Genomic DNA, 22,033 nt, shown 5'->3' on the forward strand with positions numbered 1-22,033 from the left:
AATGGCAGAGGAACAGCAGGGCGGCTTCTACCGTGTAGAGGTCATCGCTTCTCTGTTCGGAGTAACGGTGCGAAGGGTGCAGCAGCTTACTCAAGAGGGCATCATATCAACAACCAAGACCAAAGAGGGGAATCGGTATGAATTAGCACCTACCATTCAGAGGTATGTCAAATACCTTTCAGACAAGGCATACGGAAAAAGCAAGTCCGAAAAGGAAGCCGAACTGAGGGAACAGAAACTGCAGGCAGAGATCGCCCTCAAGGAATCCCAGGGAGAAATGCATAGATTAAAGACAGAGATCGCATCGGGTAAGTACATCGACATCGAGGAAGTGAAGATGGACTATAGCCGATTTTTTGTTTCATTCAAAAAGTTTGCATTATCCCTGCCGAGTCGACTATCCGGCAGAATCAGCGGTCACTGCGACCCGATGGAGATTCGCTCGATAGAAAAGGATCTGAACGCAGAAATCATCCGGTTATTAAACAGCTTTGTGGTGGCAGGCTGCACACCGGAAGAAATGGAAAAGAAAAAGCGTGGCAAGAAATCCGTATCGTAGATACGAGGTCACAGAATACCAGAAGGAAGCCTTAAAGTTCCTACAGCCACCAGAGGACATCACGGTATCGGAGTGGGCAGACAAGTACAGGGTACTGGATGCCAAGACCTCTGCAATGCCGGGACCATGGCGGACAGAACACACCCCATACCTTAAAGGCATCATGGATGAGTTCAACAATTATGAGACAGAGGAAATCGTCTACGTGAAGCCTACGCAGGTAGGTGGAACAGAGTGCCTCCAGAACATGGTAGGTTACATCGTCCAGCAGGACCCTGCGCCGACCATGATCGTATATCCGACAGATACGCTCGCAAAATCCATATCGGAGAACAGACTGCAGCCGATGTTCAAAGCGGCACCGGAACTCCGAAAGAGGTTTGATGAGAACTCGCAGTTGCAGGAATTGCAGTTTGATGGAATGTATCTGACACTGGCAGGCTCGAACTCCCCATCAAGCCTTGCGAGTAAGGCAATCCGCTTCCTGTTTCTCGATGAGGTGGATAAATATCCGGGGGCATCCAAAAAGGAAGCCGACCCGGTCAGTCTGGCAAGGGAACGAACCAAGACATTCCACAACAGGAAGATATTCATCACAAGCACACCGACACTGAAAACAGGGCATATCTGGAAAGCCAAGGAAGATGCAGACATAGAGAAGCACTACTTCGTTCCATGTCCGCACTGCGGGGAATACATCGAACTCAAGTGGAAGCAGATACACTTCCCCAAAGAGGAAGGGATGAGTTACGCAGACCGTGCAGAATTCGCAACCTATGTATGCCAGGAGTGCGGATGCGTAATCACAGACCAGGACAAGCCGGAGATGCTCCGCAAGGGAGAGTGGCGGACGGTCAAGGAAAACACCAAGTTCGTCCGCAAGGTAGCATTCTGGATGAACACCCTATACTCTCCATTTGTTCGCTTTTCGGAGATTGTAAAGGAATTTCTGGACAGCAAGGATGACCCGGAGAAGCTGCAGAACTTTGTCAACTCATGGCTCGCAGAGCCGTGGGAGGATACCAAGTTAAAGACTAACGCAGACCTCGTCATGGAAAGACAGACCGAGTACGAGGAACTGGTAGTGCCGGAGTGGGCAAAACTGCTCACGGCAGGAGTCGATGTACAGGAGAATTGCCTATACTGGAGCATCAGAGCGTGGGGCAATTACCTCACAAGCCAGAACATAGCACATGGGCAGGCTTTCTCATTCCAGGAAGTCGAGAGAATCATGAACCTCGAATACCAGATGCCGGATAGCACACCACTGGTCGTAGCACTGGCACTGATCGACTCCGGTAATGACGCAGATACGGTGTACGATTTCTGCGCCAACAATTCAGAATGGGCACTGCCAAGCAAGGGTTCATCAAACCCGATGCTGTCGCACTACAAACTGTCCAAGGTAAATAAGAGCGACAGCAAGGCATACGGCATGAATCTGGTACTGGTAGACACCGGAAAATATAAGGACATGATCGCCGGACGAATGCAGAAAAAGAACGGTAGCGGATCATGGATGGTTTACCAGGGATGCGACAGAGAGTACGCAGAGCAGGTAACTGCGGAACATAAAGTGAATGTCAAAATGGGAAACGGCAAGGTCAAACAGGAATGGCAGCAGAAAACCTCCCACGCAGACAACCACTACTTGGACTGCGAGGTATACGCAACAGCAGCGGCAGACATCCTCGGAGTACGAACCCTGCATCTGAATGAGATACAGGAAAATGAGCAACCAAAGAAACAGGAAACAACCCAGTACACCCCGGAGGAACACTGGATCAGTCAAAACGAAGGGTCATGGGTATAAAGGAGGCAGAGCATGGCAGCAGTAGAATCCAATTACAATGCTTCGGAAATGCTGACCGAAGTAAATAATGCCATTTACGCAGTGCTCGTAGGCGGCCAGTCTTACAAGATTGGTACGAGACAGCTCACCCGTGCCGACCTTAGCCTGCTCTACAAGTTAAGGAACGACCTCACAGCACAGATCGCAGCAGGGGGTTCAACCAGTTTACTGGATGATACCTATGTCGCAGTATTTGATGGGAGGTAGGACATGAACTGGTTAGACGGAATTATAGGTTTTATATCACCGGAGTGGGGAGCACGCAGGGAAGCATGGCGGCAGAGTCTGACTGAGATGAGAAACTACGATGCAGGCAACTATGACAGGGGCAATGCAAACTGGAGGGTACTCAACCAGTCGGCGGAATTTACGGACCGGTACAGTCGAGACAATGTCAGAGCCAGAGCCAGAGACTTGGAGCGAAACTCGGACATGATGAATTCAGTCATCGGAGCGTACAAGCGAAATGTTATCGGTGGCGGATACGCACTGCAGGCAAAAACAGGAAGCGACAAGACCAACGAGATCATCCAGACAGCATGGAAGAAATGGTGCAAGAAACAGAACTGCGATGTGACCGGAACGCAGTCCTTCACGCAGATGATGAGAATGTGCGTGAAGCGAAAGAAGGTCGATGGCGGAATCCTTATCGTAAAGAGATACACCAAGGACGGATACCTCCCATTCAAGCTTCAGACATTCGAGGTGGACGAACTGGACAACTCGCAGATGCTCCCGAAGAAAAAGGGGAACAAGGTAGTCGGTGGTATTGAAATGAATGAGTATAACAAGCCGATGGGGTACTGGATCAGACAGTATTCCGTGGACGGAATGGCACTCTCGAATCCCGTATATGTGGATGCGAAAGATGTCATTTTTTTATACACAAAACACCGCCCATCGCAGGTGCGTGAGATGTCCGATATGAGTCCGACAATCACAAGAATCCGAGACGCTAACGAATTTATGATAGCCGTATCGGTCAAAGAGCGAATAGCGGCCTGTCTTTCGGTATTCATCAAAAAGCAGTTACCGACAACCGGAATCGGTCGTCAGAACGGCAGCGTACCGGGACCGCATCAGGACTACCAGGGCAAATCCATCGCCCCCGGTATGATTAAGGAACTCAATGCCGGAGATGAGATACAGGTCGTAAACCCGACCGGACAGGCAACGGATGCAGCGAGTTACATCAAGCTGCAGCAGAGACTTGTCGGAGCAGGACAGGGCATCAGTTACGAAGCCACAAGCCGTGATATGTCAGAGAGCAACTACTCCTCAACCAGACAGGGCATCATCGAAGATGACATGACCTACGCAGAGGAAAAAGAGATGCTGATGGAAGTCATGGACGAAATATATGAAACCTTTATTATTTCGCTGTGGCTCGCAGGGGTACTGGACGCAAAGGACTTCTGGGATAACAAGGATAAATACTTCGAGCACGCATGGATCACAGCACCGAAGAAATGGATTGACCCTCAGAAGGAAGCAAATGCAAACAAGATTGCTCTGAACACAGGACAAAAGACATTCAAGCAGATTGCTGCAGAACAGGGCCGTGACTGGAAAGAGCAGATAGATGAAATGGCAGAGGTACTCGAATACGCAAAGGATAAGGGTATCGACTTAGGAGGTGTGATTTTTGACCAGACAGCAGCAGAACTCTACGAGGATGAGGAAACACCTGCCGACAATCCTCAGCAGACAGACGGAAACCAAACCGGAGAAGAAACAGGGCAGGAATCAGAAGAAGGCGATGGAGCAGAGGAAGAAGGAAAAACAGACGACTAGGGAACTGACAGTTAATTCTATCAGAGCCATGGAAGGAGAGGGGAATGAGCGAAAGTTCATTCTTTCCTTTTCCTCTGAAGAACCATACGAGAGATGGTGGGGAACAGAAATCCTCGACCACTCAGATGGAGCAGTAGACCTTACACGATTAAATGAAATTGGTGTGCTGCTCTTTAACCACGACCGCAACCGTGTCATTGGAAAAGTAAACCGGGCATGGATTGAGGACTTGCGTGGAATGGCAGAGGTTGAATTCGACAGCGATGAAGATGCAGACCTCATCTATCAGAAAGTCAAAAGCGGAACGCTGAAAACAACGTCCGTAGGCTATCAGATAGACTCATGGGAGGAAGTAATGCCAAACAAACAGTCAGCAGATGGCAGGTTCACAGGACCGGCAGACATCGCAAGAAAGTGGACACCTTACGAAATTAGTATCGTGAGCGTGCCTGCGGACCCAACGGTCGGTGTAGGCAGGGAACTGGAGGAAGAAACCGAGCAGGGAACGCAGAGCCGCTCTACAGACTGGTTCGAAAGGCAACTTCAAATAAATAAAAATATCATCAACCAAGGAGGTAACAGACGATGAACAAAAAGCAGCAGAGACAGCAGAAAATGCTCCGTCAGCAGGAAATCGTAAATGCCGCCAAAGAAGCAGGCAGAGATCTTACTGCGGAGGAGCAGACAGAGTTCGACTCCCTTCAGAGAGAAATCGAGAGACTGAACGGAGAGATTGAAGCAGAGGAACAGCAGCAGAGAGGTATGAATCCGCCTGCAAACGCACCTCCGCAGAATCCGGCAAACCCGGAAGCAGACACCCAGAGAGCAATCCAGGAAGAAAGAGCCAGAATCCGCTCCATCACAGAACTCTGCGGAGAGTTCGGAATGGAAGCCAGAAGCTATATCGAGAGCGGTGCGACACTGGACTCCGTAAGAGAAGCAGCACTGGAGCACGTAAGACAGCACGGTGCACCGATTCCGGCAAACGGTAGAGTGAGTATCACAGAAAGTGCCGAGGACAAGTTCAGAGCGGCAGCAGCAGACGCTATCGTGATGAGAAGCGGGATGGAACTCCAGAACCCGGCAGACGGTGCAAGACAGATGATGGGAATGACGCTCCGTGACTTAGCCATTGAGTGTCTGACCAATGAAGGACAGTCCGGACTCAACAGAAGATCCTCTGATGAACTCTACGGTATGTTACAGAGACAGTTCTACAATCCGACAGCAGCGTTCCCTGCTATCCTCGACAATGCCATCAACAAGGCATATGTGGAAGGACACAAGACTGTAGCCGTAACATTCGACCAGTGGACAAAGAAGGGAACTCTTAAGGACTTCAAGACCCACGACAACAACTACTTAGCAGGACCGGTAGGCGAGTTCCTCGAAGTGCCGGAGGGTGGAGAGTTAAAGCATGATGTGTTCGGAGATGAGAAACTCCCGACCAGAAAGCTGAAAACATACGGCCGCCAGTTCACGCTTACAAGACAGGCATTCATCAACGATGATATCGATCTTGTAACCAGAATTCCTGCCAAGTACGCAGCGAGCGCAAGAAAGACCCAGAATAAGCAGTGTTACCAGATCCTCGTAAACAACCCGGCGATTTATGACGGTACTGCATTATTCAGCAGCGCACACTCCAACTTACTGGCAAAGGGTACAGGAATCACGAAGGAAGCCGTGCAGGGAATGATCCTCGCACTCCAGAACCAGACAGACCAGTTCGGAGAAGCAACTATCATCAGACCTGCAATCATTATCGTGCCGAGCGGATATATGTTCGATATGTACACGCTGTTCTACAGCCCGACAATCAGCACATCCGGCAACACACAGGCAGTGAACCCGCTCTACAGATACAAGGACAGCATCACGGTAGTGGAAGATCCTACAATCAACGCACTCTGCGGTGGTTTTGGAAATGTAATGCCTTGGTGGTTACTTGGAGCAAAGGACGACACAGACTTCATCGAGGTTGACTATCTGAACGGACAGGAGATCCCGACAATCAGAAGAATGGAGACTCCGGGCACATTGGGATTCGTATGGGATATCTACCTCGACTGGGGTATCAGCGTCATGGATTACCGTGGAGCAATCAAGAACCCTGGTATCGAAGTAAAGAACCCGATTGAGTTAGCATAACAGAAGGAGGATGCAGCCATGAGCAAAGCAAGTTACTGGCAGAGAGGGGAAACCCTCGATTATAAAAATACTGGATCATCCACCATCGAAGCCAATACAGTCGTAGAACTTACTGGCAGAGTGGGTATCGCAGGAACTGACATCGCACCCGGAGCAGAAGGCGACCTTCATGTGTGCGGTGTTTTTGAGTTCGATAAGACTGGAACGAACGAGATCGCATTCGGACAGCCTGTTTATTTCGACAAGACAGGCATCACAGACGCAGCGAACAACGGAGAGACTAGCGGAAGCAAGGTCGCATACACACCTGCAGGTTTCGCAGCCAAGGCAGCGGCCGCAGGAGACGCAAAGGTACTTGTAAAAATTGGATAAGGAGGTGCAGCCATGGAACTGGTAGCAACATACCCTATCCTTTACAGATCACACCAGTATGAAGTCGGAGACAGCCTCCCGGCAGACGATGAATCAATGGTGCAGGCATGGCTTGACGCAGGAACAGCCGTGTGGAGCGAAGGCAAGCAGGAGAAAGCGAAAGCGACTCCTGCCACCGCCACAGCAGGACTGGCAGGGGAATCCAAGAACGGAGAAACCCCGGAGAATGCAGTCGGCAGAGTGCCAAAGACACCGACCCGAAGTAAAGGGGCGAAAAAGAATGGTTAGAAAATCATTCAAAGAAGTCATGAAGGACGATGTGAATAACACCTTCATGAATGTGGATGAATTCGCAGATATGCACACCGTGGACGGAAAAGAAATCCCGGTTCTCGTAGATGACAATGAAATCATCGAAAGAGAAAAGAAGATGAAATCCAACATGGACGGTGTGTATGTGAAGCAGAAACTAATCTATGTCAAGGCGGATGACTTCGGATCACTGCCTGCCATCGGTCGGCAGATTGTCTTTGATGGAAAGAGGTACATGGTAACCGATTCCACAGACGAGGGCGGAGTATACACAATAACCATGGAGGCTAACAGGACGAAGTAATGGGATTGCAGAGCGGAATGATAGAGTTTGAAGTCGACCAGACTCAACTCCAGAGGATAGAACTGAAACTGAAGGACATGAAAGCGAAAGCACCGCAGGCATTGAAGAATGCCGTGAATGCTACCGCCAGAGATGCCAAAAAGGATCTGGCTGACAAAGCCAAGGAAACCTATGCGGTAAAGAGTCCAAGGTTTAAGAAAGCTATCGCCCAGAAGAACGCAACGGCATCCAATCCGACAGCCACTCTGAAAATTACAGGGGCAGTGAATGAGTTGGCGGACTTCAAGTACAAAGACAATACTTCAACAGATGCGGCCAGAGGTAAGGTACTGAAAGCAAGTGGACTGAAAAGTCTGCAAAAGGGTAACCTCAAGGCTTTTATTACCAAATTCGGAAGTGGTCATGTTTCTGTAGTTCAGAGAAAAGGAACATCAAGGCTGCCACTTAAGAAATTACTCAGTCCGTCCATTCCTACCATGGTAGGAAACGAAGCCAAGGTATATGGCATCGTAAAGCCTAACATAGAAAAGAACCTGCAGAAGAACATCCAGAAGCAGATCGACAAAATACTGGGAGGCAAGTAAATGACGGCGCAGATTTTACAGGAAGAACTTGTAAAGGAAATAGGGGTTATTTTTAGGGATGACCTCTTCAAGGATTCCGCAGGGGAGTACATCAAGATGAATGTCTATGAGCAGAACCTCCCCATCAGACAGGACGAAGATGCACCGGACCCGATTCCGTATGTGATCGTCCGAGTGGAAACAGGGCAAGCCAAGGGCGGTGTAGAACCGCAGGAAGTGTTCGTCACACTGCTGATCGGATATTTTGACGATGACGCAGGAAACAACGGACACAAGGGTGTCCTTGGAATCATCCAGAAGATACAGGAACGGTTCATGAAAGAACCAATGCTCGCAAAGCAATTCTATTTTATGAATGATGAGCAGCACCCATTCGACTGGGCACTGCAGGACGAAGAATCATTCCCTTACTTCTTCGGAGCAGCGAGCATGACATTTGCAACAGCAGCAATAAGGAAGGAGGATAGATTCGCATGAGCGAAGCAAAGACAAAAGCAGTGCAGGCGGAAGCCAAGCAGGAAGCAAAGACGGTAGCCAAGACACAGGAAACGATGGTGTATGCCGGCCCGACAATTCTGGGAGTGGCAACACACAATCAGTTCTTCAACAACGGACTGCCGGACGGATTGAAAACCGCAATGGAGAAAGAACCTGCGATTTACAATCTGGTCGTGCCGATCAGCAATCTGGCGGCCGTGAACGCAGACATCGCATCACAGAGCGGTGCCGCTTATGTATTTTATAAAAAAGCAGCCGAGTATAAGGCTTAAGGAAGGAGAGAAAAGCAATGGCTTACAATCATGGAGTAAGGGTAAAAGAGCAGGCAACGAGCCTGGTCGCACCCGTTACAGGAACAGCCGGACTGCAGGTAATCATCGGAACAGCACCTGTGAACCTCGCAGCCGACCCGTACAAGGCAACCAATGTACCGATGATCGCCTACAGTTTCAGTGAAGCCGTGGAGCAGGTTGGATACAGTGACGATTTCAAGAATTACACGCTCTGCCAGAGCATGGACGCTTGCTTCCGTGTTCTCAATGTCGCACCGATTATCTTAATCAATGTGCTCGACCCGAAGAAACACAAGAAAGCAAACGAGGAACAGACCGTGAATGTGGAGAAGATGCAGGCAACAGTAAAGGTGGCAGGCATCCTCGCAGATACCGTAGAGGTAAAGGCAAACGAAGCCACACTCACAGCCGGAACGGACTACATCACGACATTCGATGATGACGGATACCTTGTGATCACATTAACCGCAGGAGGCAAGGGTGCATCAGCCAAGACCCTCACAGTCAATAGCACAAGCATCGACCCGACTGCCGTAACAGAGAGCGACATCATCGGTGGATACAATGCAAGCACCGGAGCAGAGACTGGTATGGAGTTAATCCGCCACATCTATCCGAAATTCAGCATGACACCGGGTCTGCTCTTAGCACCAGGATGGACGCAGAAGCCGAATGTAGGTATCGCCCTTGCAGCAAAGTGCGAGGAAATCAACGGAGTATTCACTTGCGAATGCATCCTCGATATCGACACCGCAGAAGCAACCAAGTACACAGACTGCAATGACTGGAAGAATAAGAACGGATACACCAACAAGCACGCAGCACTTCTCTGGCCGCAGGTAAAGGTCGGAACGAAGCAGTATGCATATTCCGCTATCTTCGGAGCATTGACAGCGTACACAGACGCAAGCAACGATGATGTGCCGAACCTCTCCCCTTCCAATAAGCTGATCGGAATTACTGGTCTCTGTCTGGAAGATGGAACAGAGGTAACACTGGATCAGCCGCAGGCGAACCTCTTAAACGGACAGGGAATCATTACCGCAATCAATGATTCCGGATGGAAGTCATGGGGCAACAACACAGCGTGCTATCCGGCGAATACAGACCCGAAAGACAGATGGTTCTGCTGCCGTAGATTTTTCTCATGGTGGGGCAACAGCTTCATTCTGACCTACAAGCAGAAGGTCGATGAACCGGGCAACTACCGTCTCATCGAGTCCATCGTAGACAGCGAGAACATCAGAGGAAACTCCTATGTATCACAGGGCAAGTGTGCAGGGGCGAGAATTGAATTCAGCGAGGACGAAAACCCGGTAACGGACATCCTCAACGGCAAGATCCAGTTCCACCAGTACCTCGCACCGTATGTACCTGCAGAGGATATCCTCAACATTTTGGAATTTGACCCGGATATGTTATCCGCAGCATTAAACGGAGGTGAATAAGAATGGGCGCATTAGGTATTCCCGGAGTTATTAATAACTTCAACCTTTACAACAACGGAACAGCACTCGTGGGTCTGACAGGGGAAATTTCCCTGCCGGACTTCGAGGGAATGACCGAGACACTGAGCGGTCCCGGTATCCTTGGAGAAATCGAGGAAGTAATCATCGGACAGTTCGGAAGCATGGAACTGGAGATTCCGTTCCGCATCCTCGATGAGGACGCATTCAAACTCATGTCCCCGGCAACTTCGCTGAATCTGACACTCAGAGCCAGTGAGCAGTTCACAGTCAAGAGCACAGGTGGTATTGACTATAAGGGAATGAGAGTAGTTGTACGTGGACGACAGAAGAAACTCACAGGCGGCACCGTGAAGCAGGGCGGAGCGATGGACGCAGCAGTGACAGTGGAGATCACATATATCATGATTGAGTTGGACGGAAAGCAGAGAATCGAACTTGACAAGATCAACAACGTTTACAAGGTCAATGGTGTGGATTTACTGGCAAAAATCAGAAAGCAGTGTTAATCAAGGAGGACGAGCAAGATGGAAAAAGAGACAAAGAAAACAGAGGTAGCAGTAGAGGTATTGGACAAAGACGGAGAAGTGATCGAGAACGAGTATACGGTAGTTTTTAATAAGCCGTACACATTCGAGGGCGAAACCTATGACAAAATCGATCTGAGCGGACTGGACAATCTGACAGCAGCGGACATGATCGCAGCAAATAAGATTCTGGACAGAACCGGATCATTCACATTCCTCCCGGAAATGTCCTTGGAGTATGCGTGCATCATCGCTGCCAAGGCAACCAAACTTCCGGTGGAATTTTTCAAGGGATTACACCCGAAGGAAGCAGTCAAGGTCAAGAACCGTGTGACAGCTTTTTTCTACGGAGCGGAATAAGTCCAACTGACGGTGCAAACCTCCGGAAACTCGCAATACAGTTATCAATGACGTTACGGACCGGGATAGATTTCTTTCTATCTCTGTCCGTTTTTGAATTGCGGGAAATAGCCGAGGAGGTGGCAGACATTGGCAAGCAGCAGCAAAGAGCAGGAACTCGCCATTAAAATCGCAGGCAAGGTCGAAAACTCTTTCAAGCAAAGTCTCGGAGTAACCGAGGACGGATTAAACAAAATAGCGAGCGTTGCTAAGAAAGCCGCAGCAGTGGCAGCCGCAGCATTCGCAGCCGTTAAGGTCGGAGACTTCATATCCGGTGCGGTTGATGAGTATGCGGAATTTGAACAGGCAATGGCAAACACCTCTGCTATCGCAGGGGCATCTGCGGACGATTATGCGAAACTGTCTGCTGCGGCCAGAGAAGCAGGTAAAGCGACAACCTTCACGGCTTCGGAGGCGGCCGATGCCTTGGGATATATGGCACTGGCGGGATGGAATGTGGAAGAAAGTACCGCAGCCTTAACACCAGTGCTTAAACTCGCAGAAGCAACGCAGGCAGACCTTGCTACCACCAGTGACCAGGTAACAGATTCTATGAGTGCCATGGGAGTTGGAATAGATGACTTACAGGGATACCTCGATGTTATCGTAACAACCAACAACAAGGCGAATACCACGGCGGCAGACCTTATGGATGCATTCATCGGATGCGGTGGTGCAGCCAGAGCCGCAGGTATGAACTACAAGGAAACCTCCACAGCACTCGGAATCTTGGCGAACAACGGTATCAAGGGCAGTGAAGCAGGTACAGCGTTGAACTCAATGCTTGTACGAATCAGCACCAAGGACGTAGCACAAAAGGCATTCAAGGATTTAGGTGTCGCAGTTTACGACAGTTCCGGGGAAATGAGGAACATGAGGGATATCCTCGTGGACCTAAACGGTGCAATGGCAGGAATGACGCAGGAGCAGAAAAACTCCTATATGTCAGCAATTGCCGGAACGAACTACTACTCACAGTTTGGTTACTTACTGGACGGAGTAAAAGAGGGAGTAAACGGCTCTGCATCAGCATGGGATGAACTCGCCGGAGCAATCGACAATTCAACTGGCGCACTGGATGCAATGGATGCAACAGCGACCGGAACATTACAAGGCGCACTGGCACGATTCCAGTCGGCAATCAGCGACCTAAAGATAAGCATGGTAGAGGACTTCGGACCGTATGCGATGCAGATCATAGATGCGGTGGCATTGAAAATCCCGGATATTACGGCAGGGTTCAGCGAACTCATTCAGAAACTACCAATCCAAGAATTCATGAACGGAGTCGGTCAGATGGCAGGCGGTGTTCTGGATTTTGTCGGAAAGATAGTGGACGGTCAGAGTTTCTCCGAAGCATTCTCGTCAACACTGTCGGAAGATTTCGGTGTAGAACTGCCCGGAAGTGTACAGACATTCCTTGGAGTGATCCAAAACCTGTGGGATGATTTCCAGTCATTCATTGGATGGATAGGAAGCACCGCTGAAGCAACACTGGGCGGATTAAAAGATACAATCGCAGAGCATGAGCCACAGCTACAGGCAATCATGGATTTGTTATCAGATGTGCAGCAGAAATTCTCGGAAGCCTTCGGGGGCGCAAGTGATGATGCAAGCAGTCTGGTAAGCGGAGGACTTCCGGCACTGGTCGGGGCACTCTTGGATGTACTGGGCGCAGCGGCAAATGTACTCGACAAATTCGTGGAATGGAAAGGTTTTATACCTACCGTGACCACACTGGCGACAGCCATCGCAGGATTTAAACTTGCGAAAACAGCGATAGAAATCGCAAAGGTTACCAAGGCAATGACACTGCTTCGGGTAGCCAAGATAAAGGATAAGGCGGAAACAATTTATCTGAATGCCCTGTATGCGAAAGACGCAATAGCAAAAGGGGCGAGCACAGCAGCCACAATCGCACAAAACGTGGCAACAAAGGCAGCAGCAGCCGGACAGTGGCTCTTAAATGCAGCAATGTCAGCCAACCCAATAGGAATCGTTGTAATAGCCATCGCAGCACTGGTGGCGGGATTTATTGCACTTTACAACAAATCAGAGACATTCCGAAATGCGGTCAATGCCCTGTGGGATGCCGTGAAGGGTGCGTTTACCAAGATCGGTCAGACCATCGGAAATATCGTAAAAGCGGTTGGCGAAAAATTCACGGAGATAAAGGAAAAAATCGGCGCAGTCTGGGATGGCATAAAGGAGAAAGCAAGCGCAGCGTGGGAAACCATAAAGAATATTGTCACGGTCGGGATTATGCTGATCGGGCAGATCATCAGCGCAGGAATTCAAATTATAACCCTCCCGTTCCGTTTCATCTGGGAGAACTGCAAGGACGTCCTTATCGCAGCCTGGGACAAAATCAAGAGCGTTGTGTCCGGGGCACTCGATGCCGTGAAGGGATTTATTTCAGATAAGCTGACCGCAGCCAAAGAGACGGTGTCCAATATTGCAGACGGAATAAAGGACGCACTGGGAACAGCATGGAGCACGATCAAAGATACGGCTTCCAATGCCTGGGAGACAGTGAAGAATACCGTCAAAGAAAAAGCAGAAGCAGCAAAGACAGCGGCTGCGAATGCGTTCAATGCCATGGATGAAGCGACAGGTGGAAAACTGTCTGCTATAAGGGATAAGGCAGTGGAGACATGGAACAATGTCAAAGATACTGCCGGAACAGTTATGCAGGCAGCCAAGGACACAGTCAGCGAGAAACTCGGCAATATGAAAGCGGCCTACGAGGAAAATGGCGGTGGCATCAAGGGTGTTGCTGCAGCAGCCATGGAAGGAGTCAAGGGTTACTACACATCTGGACTCACATTCGTGGACAATCTCACAGGCGGAAAGTTGTCAGCCATCAAGGAAAAATTCACATCCAAGATGGGAGAGGTCAAAGCGAATGTCTCGGAGGCATTCAACAATGTCAAGGACACAGCCGGAAACCTCATGGAAATAGCCAGAGCAAACGTGGGCGAGAAACTCGATGCCATGAAATCTGCGTATGACAGCGCAGGCGGAGGCATTAAGGGAGTAGTCGCAGGAGCGATGGCAGGTGTGCAGAGCACCTTCTCCGGTGTCATGAGCACCGTGGACAGTCTGACAGGCGGAAAACTGTCAGCAATTCAGAATTCATTCACGAACAAACTGAATGCAGCCAAGAGCACGGTCACAGGTATTCTGGACAGCATCAAGTCAGCGTTCAGCGAGAAACTGGAAGCAGCAAAGAATGTGGTATCCGGAGCGATAGAGAAGATAAAAGGCTTCTTCAATTTCTCATGGAGTCTGCCAAAGCTGAAGCTGCCGCATTTCTCAATCAGTGGAAAATTCAGCCTGAACCCACCAAGCGTGCCGTCATTTGGAATTGACTGGTATAAAGACGGTGGTATTATGACAAACCCGACTGCGTTCGGATTTAACCCGAATACCGGAAACACCATGGTAGGAGGGGAAGCCGGAGCGGAAGCAATCGTGCCTCTTACCCAGTTATGGGAAAAGATGACCTCAATCATCAAGAGCGTGATCGCAGAGAGCCAGAACGGTGGCGCAGGCAATGCACTGTCGGCACTGGTGGATAAGGTCGGGGCAGCAATGCAGGGAAGCACGCAGACACCAATATCCGGTCTGCTCGACAGACTGAGTGGCGGTGGAAACGAACCGCAACCTGCAACAGCAAACGGAGCACCAATAAACTACGCACCAGTATATAACTTCAACGGCGCAGCACCTACGAAGGATGATCTGGTGGAAGCAGAGCGTATGTCACAGGCGGAATTCAATGAAATGATGGAGCAGTGGCAGCGTGACAACGACAGAAAGAGGTTCTAAGGAGGCGAGAGAATGACAGGCACATACGAAACGGTGCAGGGCGACACATGGGATAAGATAGCATACCAGGTCTACGGAGACGAGAAGTATGCAGGATACCTCATGGAGAACAACCGCCTGCTACTGGAATACCTGGTATTCCCAGGCGGGGTCGCTCTCGCCACACCGGAACTGACAGACGAGGTAGATGAAGATCTGCCAATATGGAGGGATTAAGCATGGACCCAAGGAAAGCAACCGCCTCCGTTTCATATAACGGAAAGCGGATCGATACCAAACTCGCAGAGTACCTCCAGTCATTCAGTTACACAGATGTTGCATCGGGAGAGAGCGACAGCCTCTCCCTCAACATCAATGACAGAGACAGGAAGTGGATCAAGTCATGGTTTCCAAGCAAGGGAGACACTATGGCGGCCACGATTATTATGAAAAACTGGAGCAAAGAGGGAGATACGCAGAAATTAAGCTGCGGGTCTTTTGTGATTGATGATTTCAGTTTTTCTGGAACACCAGTCAAGCTGAAACTGGAAGCGTTGGCACTTCCGGCAGACAGCAGCTTCAAGGAAACACAGAGAACAAAAACATATGAGAAAACAACCTTGGAGAATATCGGACAGGAAGTCGCAAAGCGGGCGGGCATCAAACTGTACTATGAAGCACCAAGGATACCAATAGAAAAGGTGGAGCAGAGCGAGAAGGATGACTGCTCATTCTATAACGAGTTGGTAAAACTCTACGGCTTCGCCATGAAGATATATAAAAACAAAATCGTGGTGTTTAACGAAGCCACCTATGAGAAAAAGAAATCAGTGGCAACGCTGACGGAACAGAACATAGAACCGAACTGGTCATGGAACACAAAATTGTGCAGAACCTACACCGGGGCGAAATATGAGTACACCAACAATGATAAGAACCAGACGATAAAGGTCGAGGTCGGTGGCGGAAACAGGATACTGAAGGTCACGGATGCAGCGAGCAACGCATCGGAAGCAGAGCGCATTACACTGGCAAAAATCAATGAAGCCAACAAGGGCGACACAACCATGTCGGTAACAATGACCAGAGCCAACAGGAAGATCATAGCGACCTCCTGCGTGACCATAAAAGGCTTCGGAAAATTGGACGGCAAGTACTATGTGGAAAAGGTCACATGGGATATCGGAAGCGGATGTAAGCAGAAACTCGACCTTCGGAGAGTGGCGGATCGCTTCACGGATGCCAAATCATCGACCAAGGCTGTGGCAAAGAAGTCAAAGACGGAGACAAAGTCCTCCACAGCGACTACCACGGCAACGAAGTCCACAGGAACGCAGACACCAGTAAAGGGCGGAAAGTACACACTGACCACTACGAAAAAGGGTTACTACACCGCAGCCGAAGCACTGGCAGGCAAGGTAACTGGAGGACACCCGACAGGTACAAGACGACCTGGAACATATACGATATTCAACATTTCACAGGGTATGCTGAATCTAACGACCAAGGCAGGAGTGCCGGGGTCATGGATAAACCCAAACTAAGGAGGTGGAGAGCATGGCAGCAGCGACAATCAGACTGGGGAAGATATCCTCAATCAATTACACAGCAGGGAAAGCCAGAGTGGTGTATGAGGACAGAGACGACTCCGTGACAAGCGAGCTTCCATTCCTCGCCCTGCAGTACAACATACCAAAGGTAGACGACCTCGTGGTCGTGGCTTGCTTTTCCAACGGCACGGTGTCCGGGGTCATACTCGGACCGGTGTATAATTCAGCGAACACACCACATGAGGGTGGCGCAGGCATCTTCCGGCAGGAGATGAGCAACAATGTGAATGAAGCAGTCATGTCCTATTCAGAAAAGAAGCAGACAATAATCCTGCGTGCCCCGAAGATAGAATTCGAAGGGTACGGATACGAGGACAAGCCGTATGTGACACTGGAACAGATAAACGATGCGTTCTCGGACATTGATGATAACAAGACCGGGATATCCAACCTGCAGGATGACACAGCCAAGACAAAAGGAAAGCCGTCCCTGCAGGCACAGTTGGACGCATTGGAAAAAAGAGTAAAGGCACTGGGAGGTTGATGGGATGGGAAGAATAGGAAACTTTGGAAAACTGATCGTCTTTGAAACGAGCGACAGCAGAATCCTCAACTTCACAGACTACCAGAGAACCATATCAGCAAACTGGGCGAAGCATGAGCGCATCGGGAAAAAGCCGCAGTCAGAATTCCTCAACCCAGAACTGATGACCGTACAATTCAAGGTCGTACTGAACGCACAGCATGGAGTGAAGCCATGGAAAACATTCCACGAAATCACAAAAGCAGTGCAACAGGGAAGAGTGGAGAAACTGGTCATCGGAAACCATGCCGTAGGGTCGAACAGGTGGAAGATCACACAGGCTACCCAGTCAAACCTTGTTGTTATGGGTACTGGGGAAATCCAGAAGATGGATGTCAATCTTTCATTGGAAGAATATCTGTAGGGAGGGCAGCGGAATGACAATAGACTTAAAACACATAACCGTAGCCTTTGACTACGCAAGCGGGGACATCGCAGATATTAAAAGATGTCTGGAATGCTTATACCAGACGGCAGAGGGAACGTGCCCACTTGACCGGGAATTCGGTCTGAACACGGACTTCGTAGGGATGCCGATAGATGTGGCAAAGAGCCAGTTCGCAGTGGAGATCATCGACAAGACGGACCGGTACGAGCCAAGGGCAACAGTAAAAGATATCAACTTCTCATTCAATGAGGATGGGCAGTTGCAGGCGGAGGTGGTAATAACAAATGTCTGACACAATCCAAAGCGTAAAAGACCTCCCAGAGGTGTCGTTCATTGACAATGACACACTGGAAGCAATGAAAACAAGAATGGTGGCAAACTTTGAGAGCGAATGGAAGCGCATCACAGGACAGGAGATAACACTCTCTCCTTCAGATCCGAACCGCATCATGCTATATGCCATCGCACTGGAATTATACCAGGACGAACAGTACATAGACAGAGCCGGAAAGCAGGACTTAATCAAATACTCCTACGGCGAATTCCTCGACAACCTCGGAGCAGGCAGGGGAGTAACCAGAAAGCAGCCGGCCCCTGCGGAAACAACACTGAGGTTCACTCTTTCAGAGAAGCGGCCTGCAACCGTAGGCATACCGGAAGGAACAAAGGTCACGGACGGCAACCTCAACTACTTCGCCACAGTAGGATACGAGGAAATCCCCGCAGGGGAAACCTATGTAGATGTGAGAGCACTCTGCACCGAGAACGGAGTGGACGGAAATGAACTGCTGCCGGGGCAGGTCAATGTACTGGTTGATTTGATACCGTATGTGGAGAGCGTAAGCAACACGACCAAGACAAGCGGTGGAGCAGACCTCGAATCAGACGAGAGCCTTGCAGAGAGGATATTCCTCGCACCAAGCGGATACAGTGTCGCAGGACCGGACGATGCATACAAATACTGGACAAAGACCTACAGCCAGACCATCGGAGATGTAAAGGTAACCAGTCCGAACCCGGTAGAGGTAGAAATCCGTTTCATTATGACGAACGGAGAACTCCCGACAAAGACTGTCATAGACGGAGTGGCAGCATACCTGCAGGATGAAAACATCCGCCCGCTTACCGACAAGGTAACCGTGCTCGCACCGGAGACGGTCAAATTCAACATTGCATTCACATACTATGTAAATTTGAGTGACCAGTCCAAGGCAGGAACTATACAGGCGGAGGTGGCACAGGCGGTGGCTGACTACATCGAATGGCAGACCAGAACCATCGGCAGAGATATCAACCCTTCAGAACTCATGAAACGGATCGTGGCAGCCGGAGCAAAGAGGGCGGAGATAACCTCTCCGGTATTTACGACCGTGCCGGATACCAGTGTCGCAAGGATAGGAACGCAGACCGTGACATACGGAGGTGTTGAGAATGATTAGTTTATATGACGGACAGATCACAGACCTCCTGCCATGGAAGATAGCACAGAGCACTGAGGTGCGCTGCATATCCTACGCAGTGCAGCAGGAACACCAGAGGATGCTCCGGCTGGCAGCGCATACCAGAACTATGGCAGTCATTGATGAACTGCCGGAGCGGATACTGGATGTACTGGCGGTGGAATTAAGGACACCATACTACCAGGAGAGCATGAATCTGGAAACCAAACGCAACATCATAAAGAGGACGCTCCTGTGGCACACCAAGGCAGGAACTCCGAGTGCGGTATCAGAACTGATAGAGATTGTATTCGGGGAAGGCAGGACAGAGGAATGGTTCGATTACACCGAGGGTCCATACACCCCCGGAACATTCGACATCATAACCAATGCCAGAATGACAGAGGAAATGGCAAATTACTTCCTCTCCATCATTCAGAGAGTAAAGAACACCCGCTCCCATATCCGCAGGATACTGGTGGAGCGAGAAATGGAGATGCATGAGACAGTGGCATCCGGGGTGGTCAGCAGTCCGAAAGAACAGGTGCTGAACCACCACCAGACCACAAACGATTACACCATGCAGGAGACGGCTGCATCAGCCGTAACCTCCGCACCGTCCAGAACGGTAACAAACCACCCGGAAGGACGCACCGGAGATATCGGCATGGAAGGGAACGCTGCAGCAGGTGCAGTAAGTTCCCCGCATGAGACTATCGGGAATAATGTCAACCCACGCACAGGCACGCTGTCTGGCGGTGTGAGCGGTTTTGCAGCGATAGTGGTAAGAAACACCAAGACCACAATTCTAAACGGAGCACAGCGAACACAGGCAAGCGTACACGGCACTGTGCCGAGGATGGCAGTGGGAATGGCATCACATTCCAAAATAACAACATAAAGGAGGAACAACGATGGCAGGAGTATTCAAAGAAGCAGTGCTGACAGCCAAAGGAATCGCCCTGCTCGCCAAGGCACAGGCAGGAAGATGCACAATCAAACTGACCAAGGCCGCAACCGGAGACGGATCATATTCAGATGGCGAAGCACTCACAAACAGAACTGCTCTCAAATCCAAGAAGCAGGAGTTCGCACTGATTACAGTGACGACCCAGAACCAGTCCAATGTATATGTGAAATTTATCATCACAAACAAGCAGGACACCGGAAACCTTAAGAATGGCTATTACGTGAAAGAGGTCGGCATTTATGCACAGGACCCGGACGAGGGGGAAATCCTCTACGCACTGGCAGTCGGAGTCGCAAACCAGTGGGATTATATGCCCGCTTACAACGACCTCCTCCCGTCCACGATTACCATGGACTTCTTAACCGAGGTCGCCAACGCAACAGATGTAACTATCGTAACACCAAACAGTATGTACCTTTACGACCAGACCACTGGGGATAAGTATGTGCTTGGTGTGGATAAAGGACTTTTATACTACGAGGAGGTAGAGGAATAATGGGAAAGACATACATCGCAGACAAGGAAACCCTCGACAAGTGCTATGCGATTTTATCCGCAGACGGAATCTATGGCTTTATTGAGCACATGGATGTTTTAAGTCCGACAGCACGAATCGAATACATCGGACAGAACAAAGACTTCACTCCGATTTCACTCAACAAGGACACCGGAACAATGACACTCAACAGTTGGGCAGACTTCCCGATCATCGTGGCAAATAAGCCGTGGATGGTAAGGGCAGACGGAACACCGGACTACAGACTGGATGAGAACGACTACACCAAGAAAGAGGACGGCACTGCTTCGGATGTTTCCAACACAAGCTACAACGGCGGAGCGTTCTCGTGGCTTGCCAAGATTTACAAGCAGGAGTATATGCTCGGCAATGACCGTGTCGTTAAATTCTCCATGAGGGAAAGAGACGGATTCGAGCCTGTCGGATTTAAAGACCCGAGCAACAATGTACTGGAGGGTGTATGGATTCCGATGTTTTACGGTTCAATCCTCGGAGCAGATACCTCCACACCAAAGATGGTGTCTCTGGCAGGATTGCAGCCTTGCTACAATAACACCACGGACAAAGAGCATACCGCAATCGCAAACTTCTCAAGCCGTGCAGCATTCCTCGGTGGCGGAATTGTTCAGACAATCACTGACCTTCTGATCATGTTCGCAAAGAGCACGAACTCACAGGAAGCATACGGCTATGGAAATTCAAGCGGATACGATGCGAGCCTTGCGCCGACCAACGGAGTGAAGCAGAACGCAGTCGTAGGTGGCGGACAGTTCTACGGAACAAAGGATGCGAAGTCACTCAACAAGATCTTCCACTCCATCGTCCTTGGAACATATCAGCAGTGGATGCGTGACCCGTACACATTGCTCGTGAATGGCAGATACAAGGTCAGCAAGAACTACACCTACGATGTGACCGGAGCAAAATACCAGGATACAGGCATCAGCCTTCCGAAGATGTTCGAGAGTGATGGAAGCACACAGAAATACGGTATTTTCTATCCGCATAAGTACCAGACCGTTCCCGGCTTCGGAGCAGTTCCGGTTCATCCGTGCAAGGGAAGCACATCCACTGGCGGCTGTGACGGATTATGGCAGAATGTCGAGATTGTGGCGGTCGCCCGTCGGTTCGGTAGTTGCTCCGACGGTACGCCTGATGGTTTGCGCTGCTTGGGTGTGGACAACCCTGCCGGGGATGCCAACTGGTACCTCGGGGCCGCCGTCCTTCTTTTACCACCTGTCGGGGTCGCAGCGTAAGCAAGACACCGTGATAGGGGGTCTGGGGGTCTGCGTCAGCAGAATTCCCCCAGTGGAACAAAATCGGATTTTAATAGCGTAAGGAAGAATAACAGGGGCGCAGGACTGCGTCACCTCGGGCGGTCGCCCTTCGGTTCGGTAATTGCAACAACGGTACGAATGATGGTTTGCGCTACTTGAATGTGAACAACACTGCCGGGAATGCCAACTGGAACATCGGGGCCGCCTTATTCTATCTTAAACGGAATAACAACCCAAAGCAGTCCTGCTTCCTACACCGCTGACCTTTGAAACAAGGTTTACTCACCATTACTGGGAAGATGAGTGGAAATGAGTCCGACACAGGACGCACGGTAAAGCGGTCGCACCTGCCGTGCGTAGGAGATAGAAGAAAAAAATATCTTATAGG

At 50.0% G+C, this 22,033-nt stretch carries 25 protein-coding genes; all 25 read left to right on the plus strand.

What is annotated here, in order from left to right; translation table 11 throughout:
* Nucleotide 1 precedes the first annotated feature (1 nt).
* The 25 genes from LK436_RS03835 to LK436_RS03955 all read left to right on the plus strand — a co-directional run bounded on the left by LK436_RS03835 (nt 2) and on the right by LK436_RS03955 (nt 21,624).
* Nucleotides 2-559: a hypothetical protein gene (locus LK436_RS03835; protein ID WP_008396679.1), complete on the plus strand. Its 558-nt coding sequence runs from the start codon at nt 2-4 to the stop codon at nt 557-559.
* Nucleotides 537-2,372 carry a phage terminase large subunit family protein gene (locus LK436_RS03840; protein WP_008396678.1) on the plus strand — a complete coding sequence of 612 codons (1,836 nt, stop codon included), beginning with the start codon at nt 537-539 and terminating at the stop codon, nt 2,370-2,372. The genes LK436_RS03835 and LK436_RS03840 overlap by 23 nt, the downstream gene beginning before the upstream one ends.
* A 12-nt stretch (nt 2,373-2,384) precedes the next feature.
* Complete coding sequence (locus tag LK436_RS03845; protein ID WP_008396677.1) at nt 2,385-2,618, plus strand: hypothetical protein; 234 nt, start codon at nt 2,385-2,387, stop codon at nt 2,616-2,618.
* Nucleotides 2,619-2,621: 3 nt separating this feature from the next.
* The gene (locus LK436_RS03850; protein WP_008396675.1) at nt 2,622-4,205 is read left to right on the plus strand and encodes a phage portal protein; all 1,584 of its coding nucleotides are present in this window, start codon (nt 2,622-2,624) and stop codon (nt 4,203-4,205) included.
* A complete protein-coding gene (locus LK436_RS03855) occupies nt 4,171-4,794 on the plus strand; it encodes an HK97 family phage prohead protease (protein WP_008396673.1) in 624 nt (207 codons plus the stop codon). Before LK436_RS03850 ends, LK436_RS03855 begins: the two co-directional genes overlap by 35 nt.
* Entirely contained in the window at nt 4,791-6,356 is a 1,566-nt protein-coding gene (locus LK436_RS03860; protein ID WP_008396672.1) for a hypothetical protein, read from the plus strand. Before LK436_RS03855 ends, LK436_RS03860 begins: the two co-directional genes overlap by 4 nt.
* 18 nt (nt 6,357-6,374) lie before the next feature.
* Nucleotides 6,375-6,728, plus strand: coding sequence for a DUF2190 family protein (locus LK436_RS03865; protein ID WP_008396671.1), 354 nt, complete (start codon nt 6,375-6,377; stop codon nt 6,726-6,728).
* A gap of 12 nt (nt 6,729-6,740) precedes the next feature.
* Nucleotides 6,741-7,016 carry a hypothetical protein gene (locus LK436_RS03870; RefSeq protein WP_008396670.1) on the plus strand — a complete coding sequence of 92 codons (276 nt, stop codon included), beginning with the start codon at nt 6,741-6,743 and terminating at the stop codon, nt 7,014-7,016.
* A complete protein-coding gene (locus LK436_RS03875) occupies nt 7,009-7,344 on the plus strand; it encodes a hypothetical protein (RefSeq protein ID WP_008396669.1) in 336 nt (111 codons plus the stop codon). Before LK436_RS03870 ends, LK436_RS03875 begins: the two co-directional genes overlap by 8 nt.
* Complete coding sequence (locus LK436_RS03880) at nt 7,344-7,928, plus strand: phage tail protein (protein WP_008396668.1); 585 nt, start codon at nt 7,344-7,346, stop codon at nt 7,926-7,928. The genes LK436_RS03875 and LK436_RS03880 overlap by 1 nt, the downstream gene beginning before the upstream one ends.
* Entirely contained in the window at nt 7,929-8,405 is a 477-nt protein-coding gene (locus LK436_RS03885) for a hypothetical protein (protein ID WP_008396667.1), read from the plus strand.
* The gene (locus LK436_RS03890) at nt 8,402-8,698 is read left to right on the plus strand and encodes a hypothetical protein (RefSeq protein ID WP_008396665.1); all 297 of its coding nucleotides are present in this window, start codon (nt 8,402-8,404) and stop codon (nt 8,696-8,698) included. The genes LK436_RS03885 and LK436_RS03890 overlap by 4 nt, the downstream gene beginning before the upstream one ends.
* 17 nt (nt 8,699-8,715) lie before the next feature.
* Nucleotides 8,716-10,167, plus strand: a complete 1,452-nt coding sequence (locus LK436_RS03895) for a phage tail sheath family protein (protein ID WP_008396664.1) — start codon at nt 8,716-8,718, stop codon at nt 10,165-10,167.
* 2 nt (nt 10,168-10,169) lie between these two features.
* The gene (locus LK436_RS03900) at nt 10,170-10,694 is read left to right on the plus strand and encodes a phage major tail tube protein (protein ID WP_008396663.1); all 525 of its coding nucleotides are present in this window, start codon (nt 10,170-10,172) and stop codon (nt 10,692-10,694) included.
* A gap of 18 nt (nt 10,695-10,712) precedes the next feature.
* On the plus strand, nt 10,713-11,072 hold the full coding sequence (locus LK436_RS03905) for a phage tail assembly protein (protein WP_008396661.1): 360 nt from the start codon (nt 10,713-10,715) through the stop codon (nt 11,070-11,072).
* 129 nt (nt 11,073-11,201) lie between these two features.
* A complete protein-coding gene (locus LK436_RS03910; protein WP_008396659.1) occupies nt 11,202-14,942 on the plus strand; it encodes a phage tail tape measure protein in 3,741 nt (1,246 codons plus the stop codon).
* 12 nt (nt 14,943-14,954) lie between these two features.
* Nucleotides 14,955-15,158, plus strand: coding sequence for a tail protein X (locus tag LK436_RS03915; protein ID WP_008396658.1), 204 nt, complete (start codon nt 14,955-14,957; stop codon nt 15,156-15,158).
* Between the two features lie 2 nt (nt 15,159-15,160).
* Nucleotides 15,161-16,465, plus strand: coding sequence for a phage late control D family protein (locus LK436_RS03920; protein ID WP_049932027.1), 1,305 nt, complete (start codon nt 15,161-15,163; stop codon nt 16,463-16,465).
* Between the two features lie 13 nt (nt 16,466-16,478).
* Nucleotides 16,479-17,015: a hypothetical protein gene (locus LK436_RS03925; RefSeq protein ID WP_008396655.1), complete on the plus strand. Its 537-nt coding sequence runs from the start codon at nt 16,479-16,481 to the stop codon at nt 17,013-17,015.
* 4 nt (nt 17,016-17,019) lie between these two features.
* Entirely contained in the window at nt 17,020-17,418 is a 399-nt protein-coding gene (locus LK436_RS03930; protein WP_008396653.1) for a phage tail protein, read from the plus strand.
* Between the two features lie 13 nt (nt 17,419-17,431).
* Nucleotides 17,432-17,734 carry a hypothetical protein gene (locus LK436_RS03935; RefSeq protein WP_008396651.1) on the plus strand — a complete coding sequence of 101 codons (303 nt, stop codon included), beginning with the start codon at nt 17,432-17,434 and terminating at the stop codon, nt 17,732-17,734.
* On the plus strand, nt 17,727-18,881 hold the full coding sequence (locus tag LK436_RS03940; RefSeq protein WP_008396649.1) for a baseplate assembly protein: 1,155 nt from the start codon (nt 17,727-17,729) through the stop codon (nt 18,879-18,881). Before LK436_RS03935 ends, LK436_RS03940 begins: the two co-directional genes overlap by 8 nt.
* Complete coding sequence (locus LK436_RS03945) at nt 18,874-19,782, plus strand: phage tail protein (RefSeq protein ID WP_008396647.1); 909 nt, start codon at nt 18,874-18,876, stop codon at nt 19,780-19,782. The genes LK436_RS03940 and LK436_RS03945 overlap by 8 nt, the downstream gene beginning before the upstream one ends.
* A gap of 13 nt (nt 19,783-19,795) precedes the next feature.
* Nucleotides 19,796-20,347: a phage tail protein gene (locus LK436_RS03950; protein WP_008396646.1), complete on the plus strand. Its 552-nt coding sequence runs from the start codon at nt 19,796-19,798 to the stop codon at nt 20,345-20,347.
* Nucleotides 20,347-21,624: a hypothetical protein gene (locus LK436_RS03955; protein ID WP_008396644.1), complete on the plus strand. Its 1,278-nt coding sequence runs from the start codon at nt 20,347-20,349 to the stop codon at nt 21,622-21,624. Before LK436_RS03950 ends, LK436_RS03955 begins: the two co-directional genes overlap by 1 nt.
* The last annotated feature ends 409 nt before the right edge of the window (nt 21,625-22,033 follow it).

Origin of the sequence: Clostridium sp. M62/1 (genome assembly GCF_020736365.1) — a bacterium.
Lineage (GTDB): Bacteria > Bacillota > Clostridia > Lachnospirales > Lachnospiraceae > Otoolea > Otoolea saccharolyticum_A.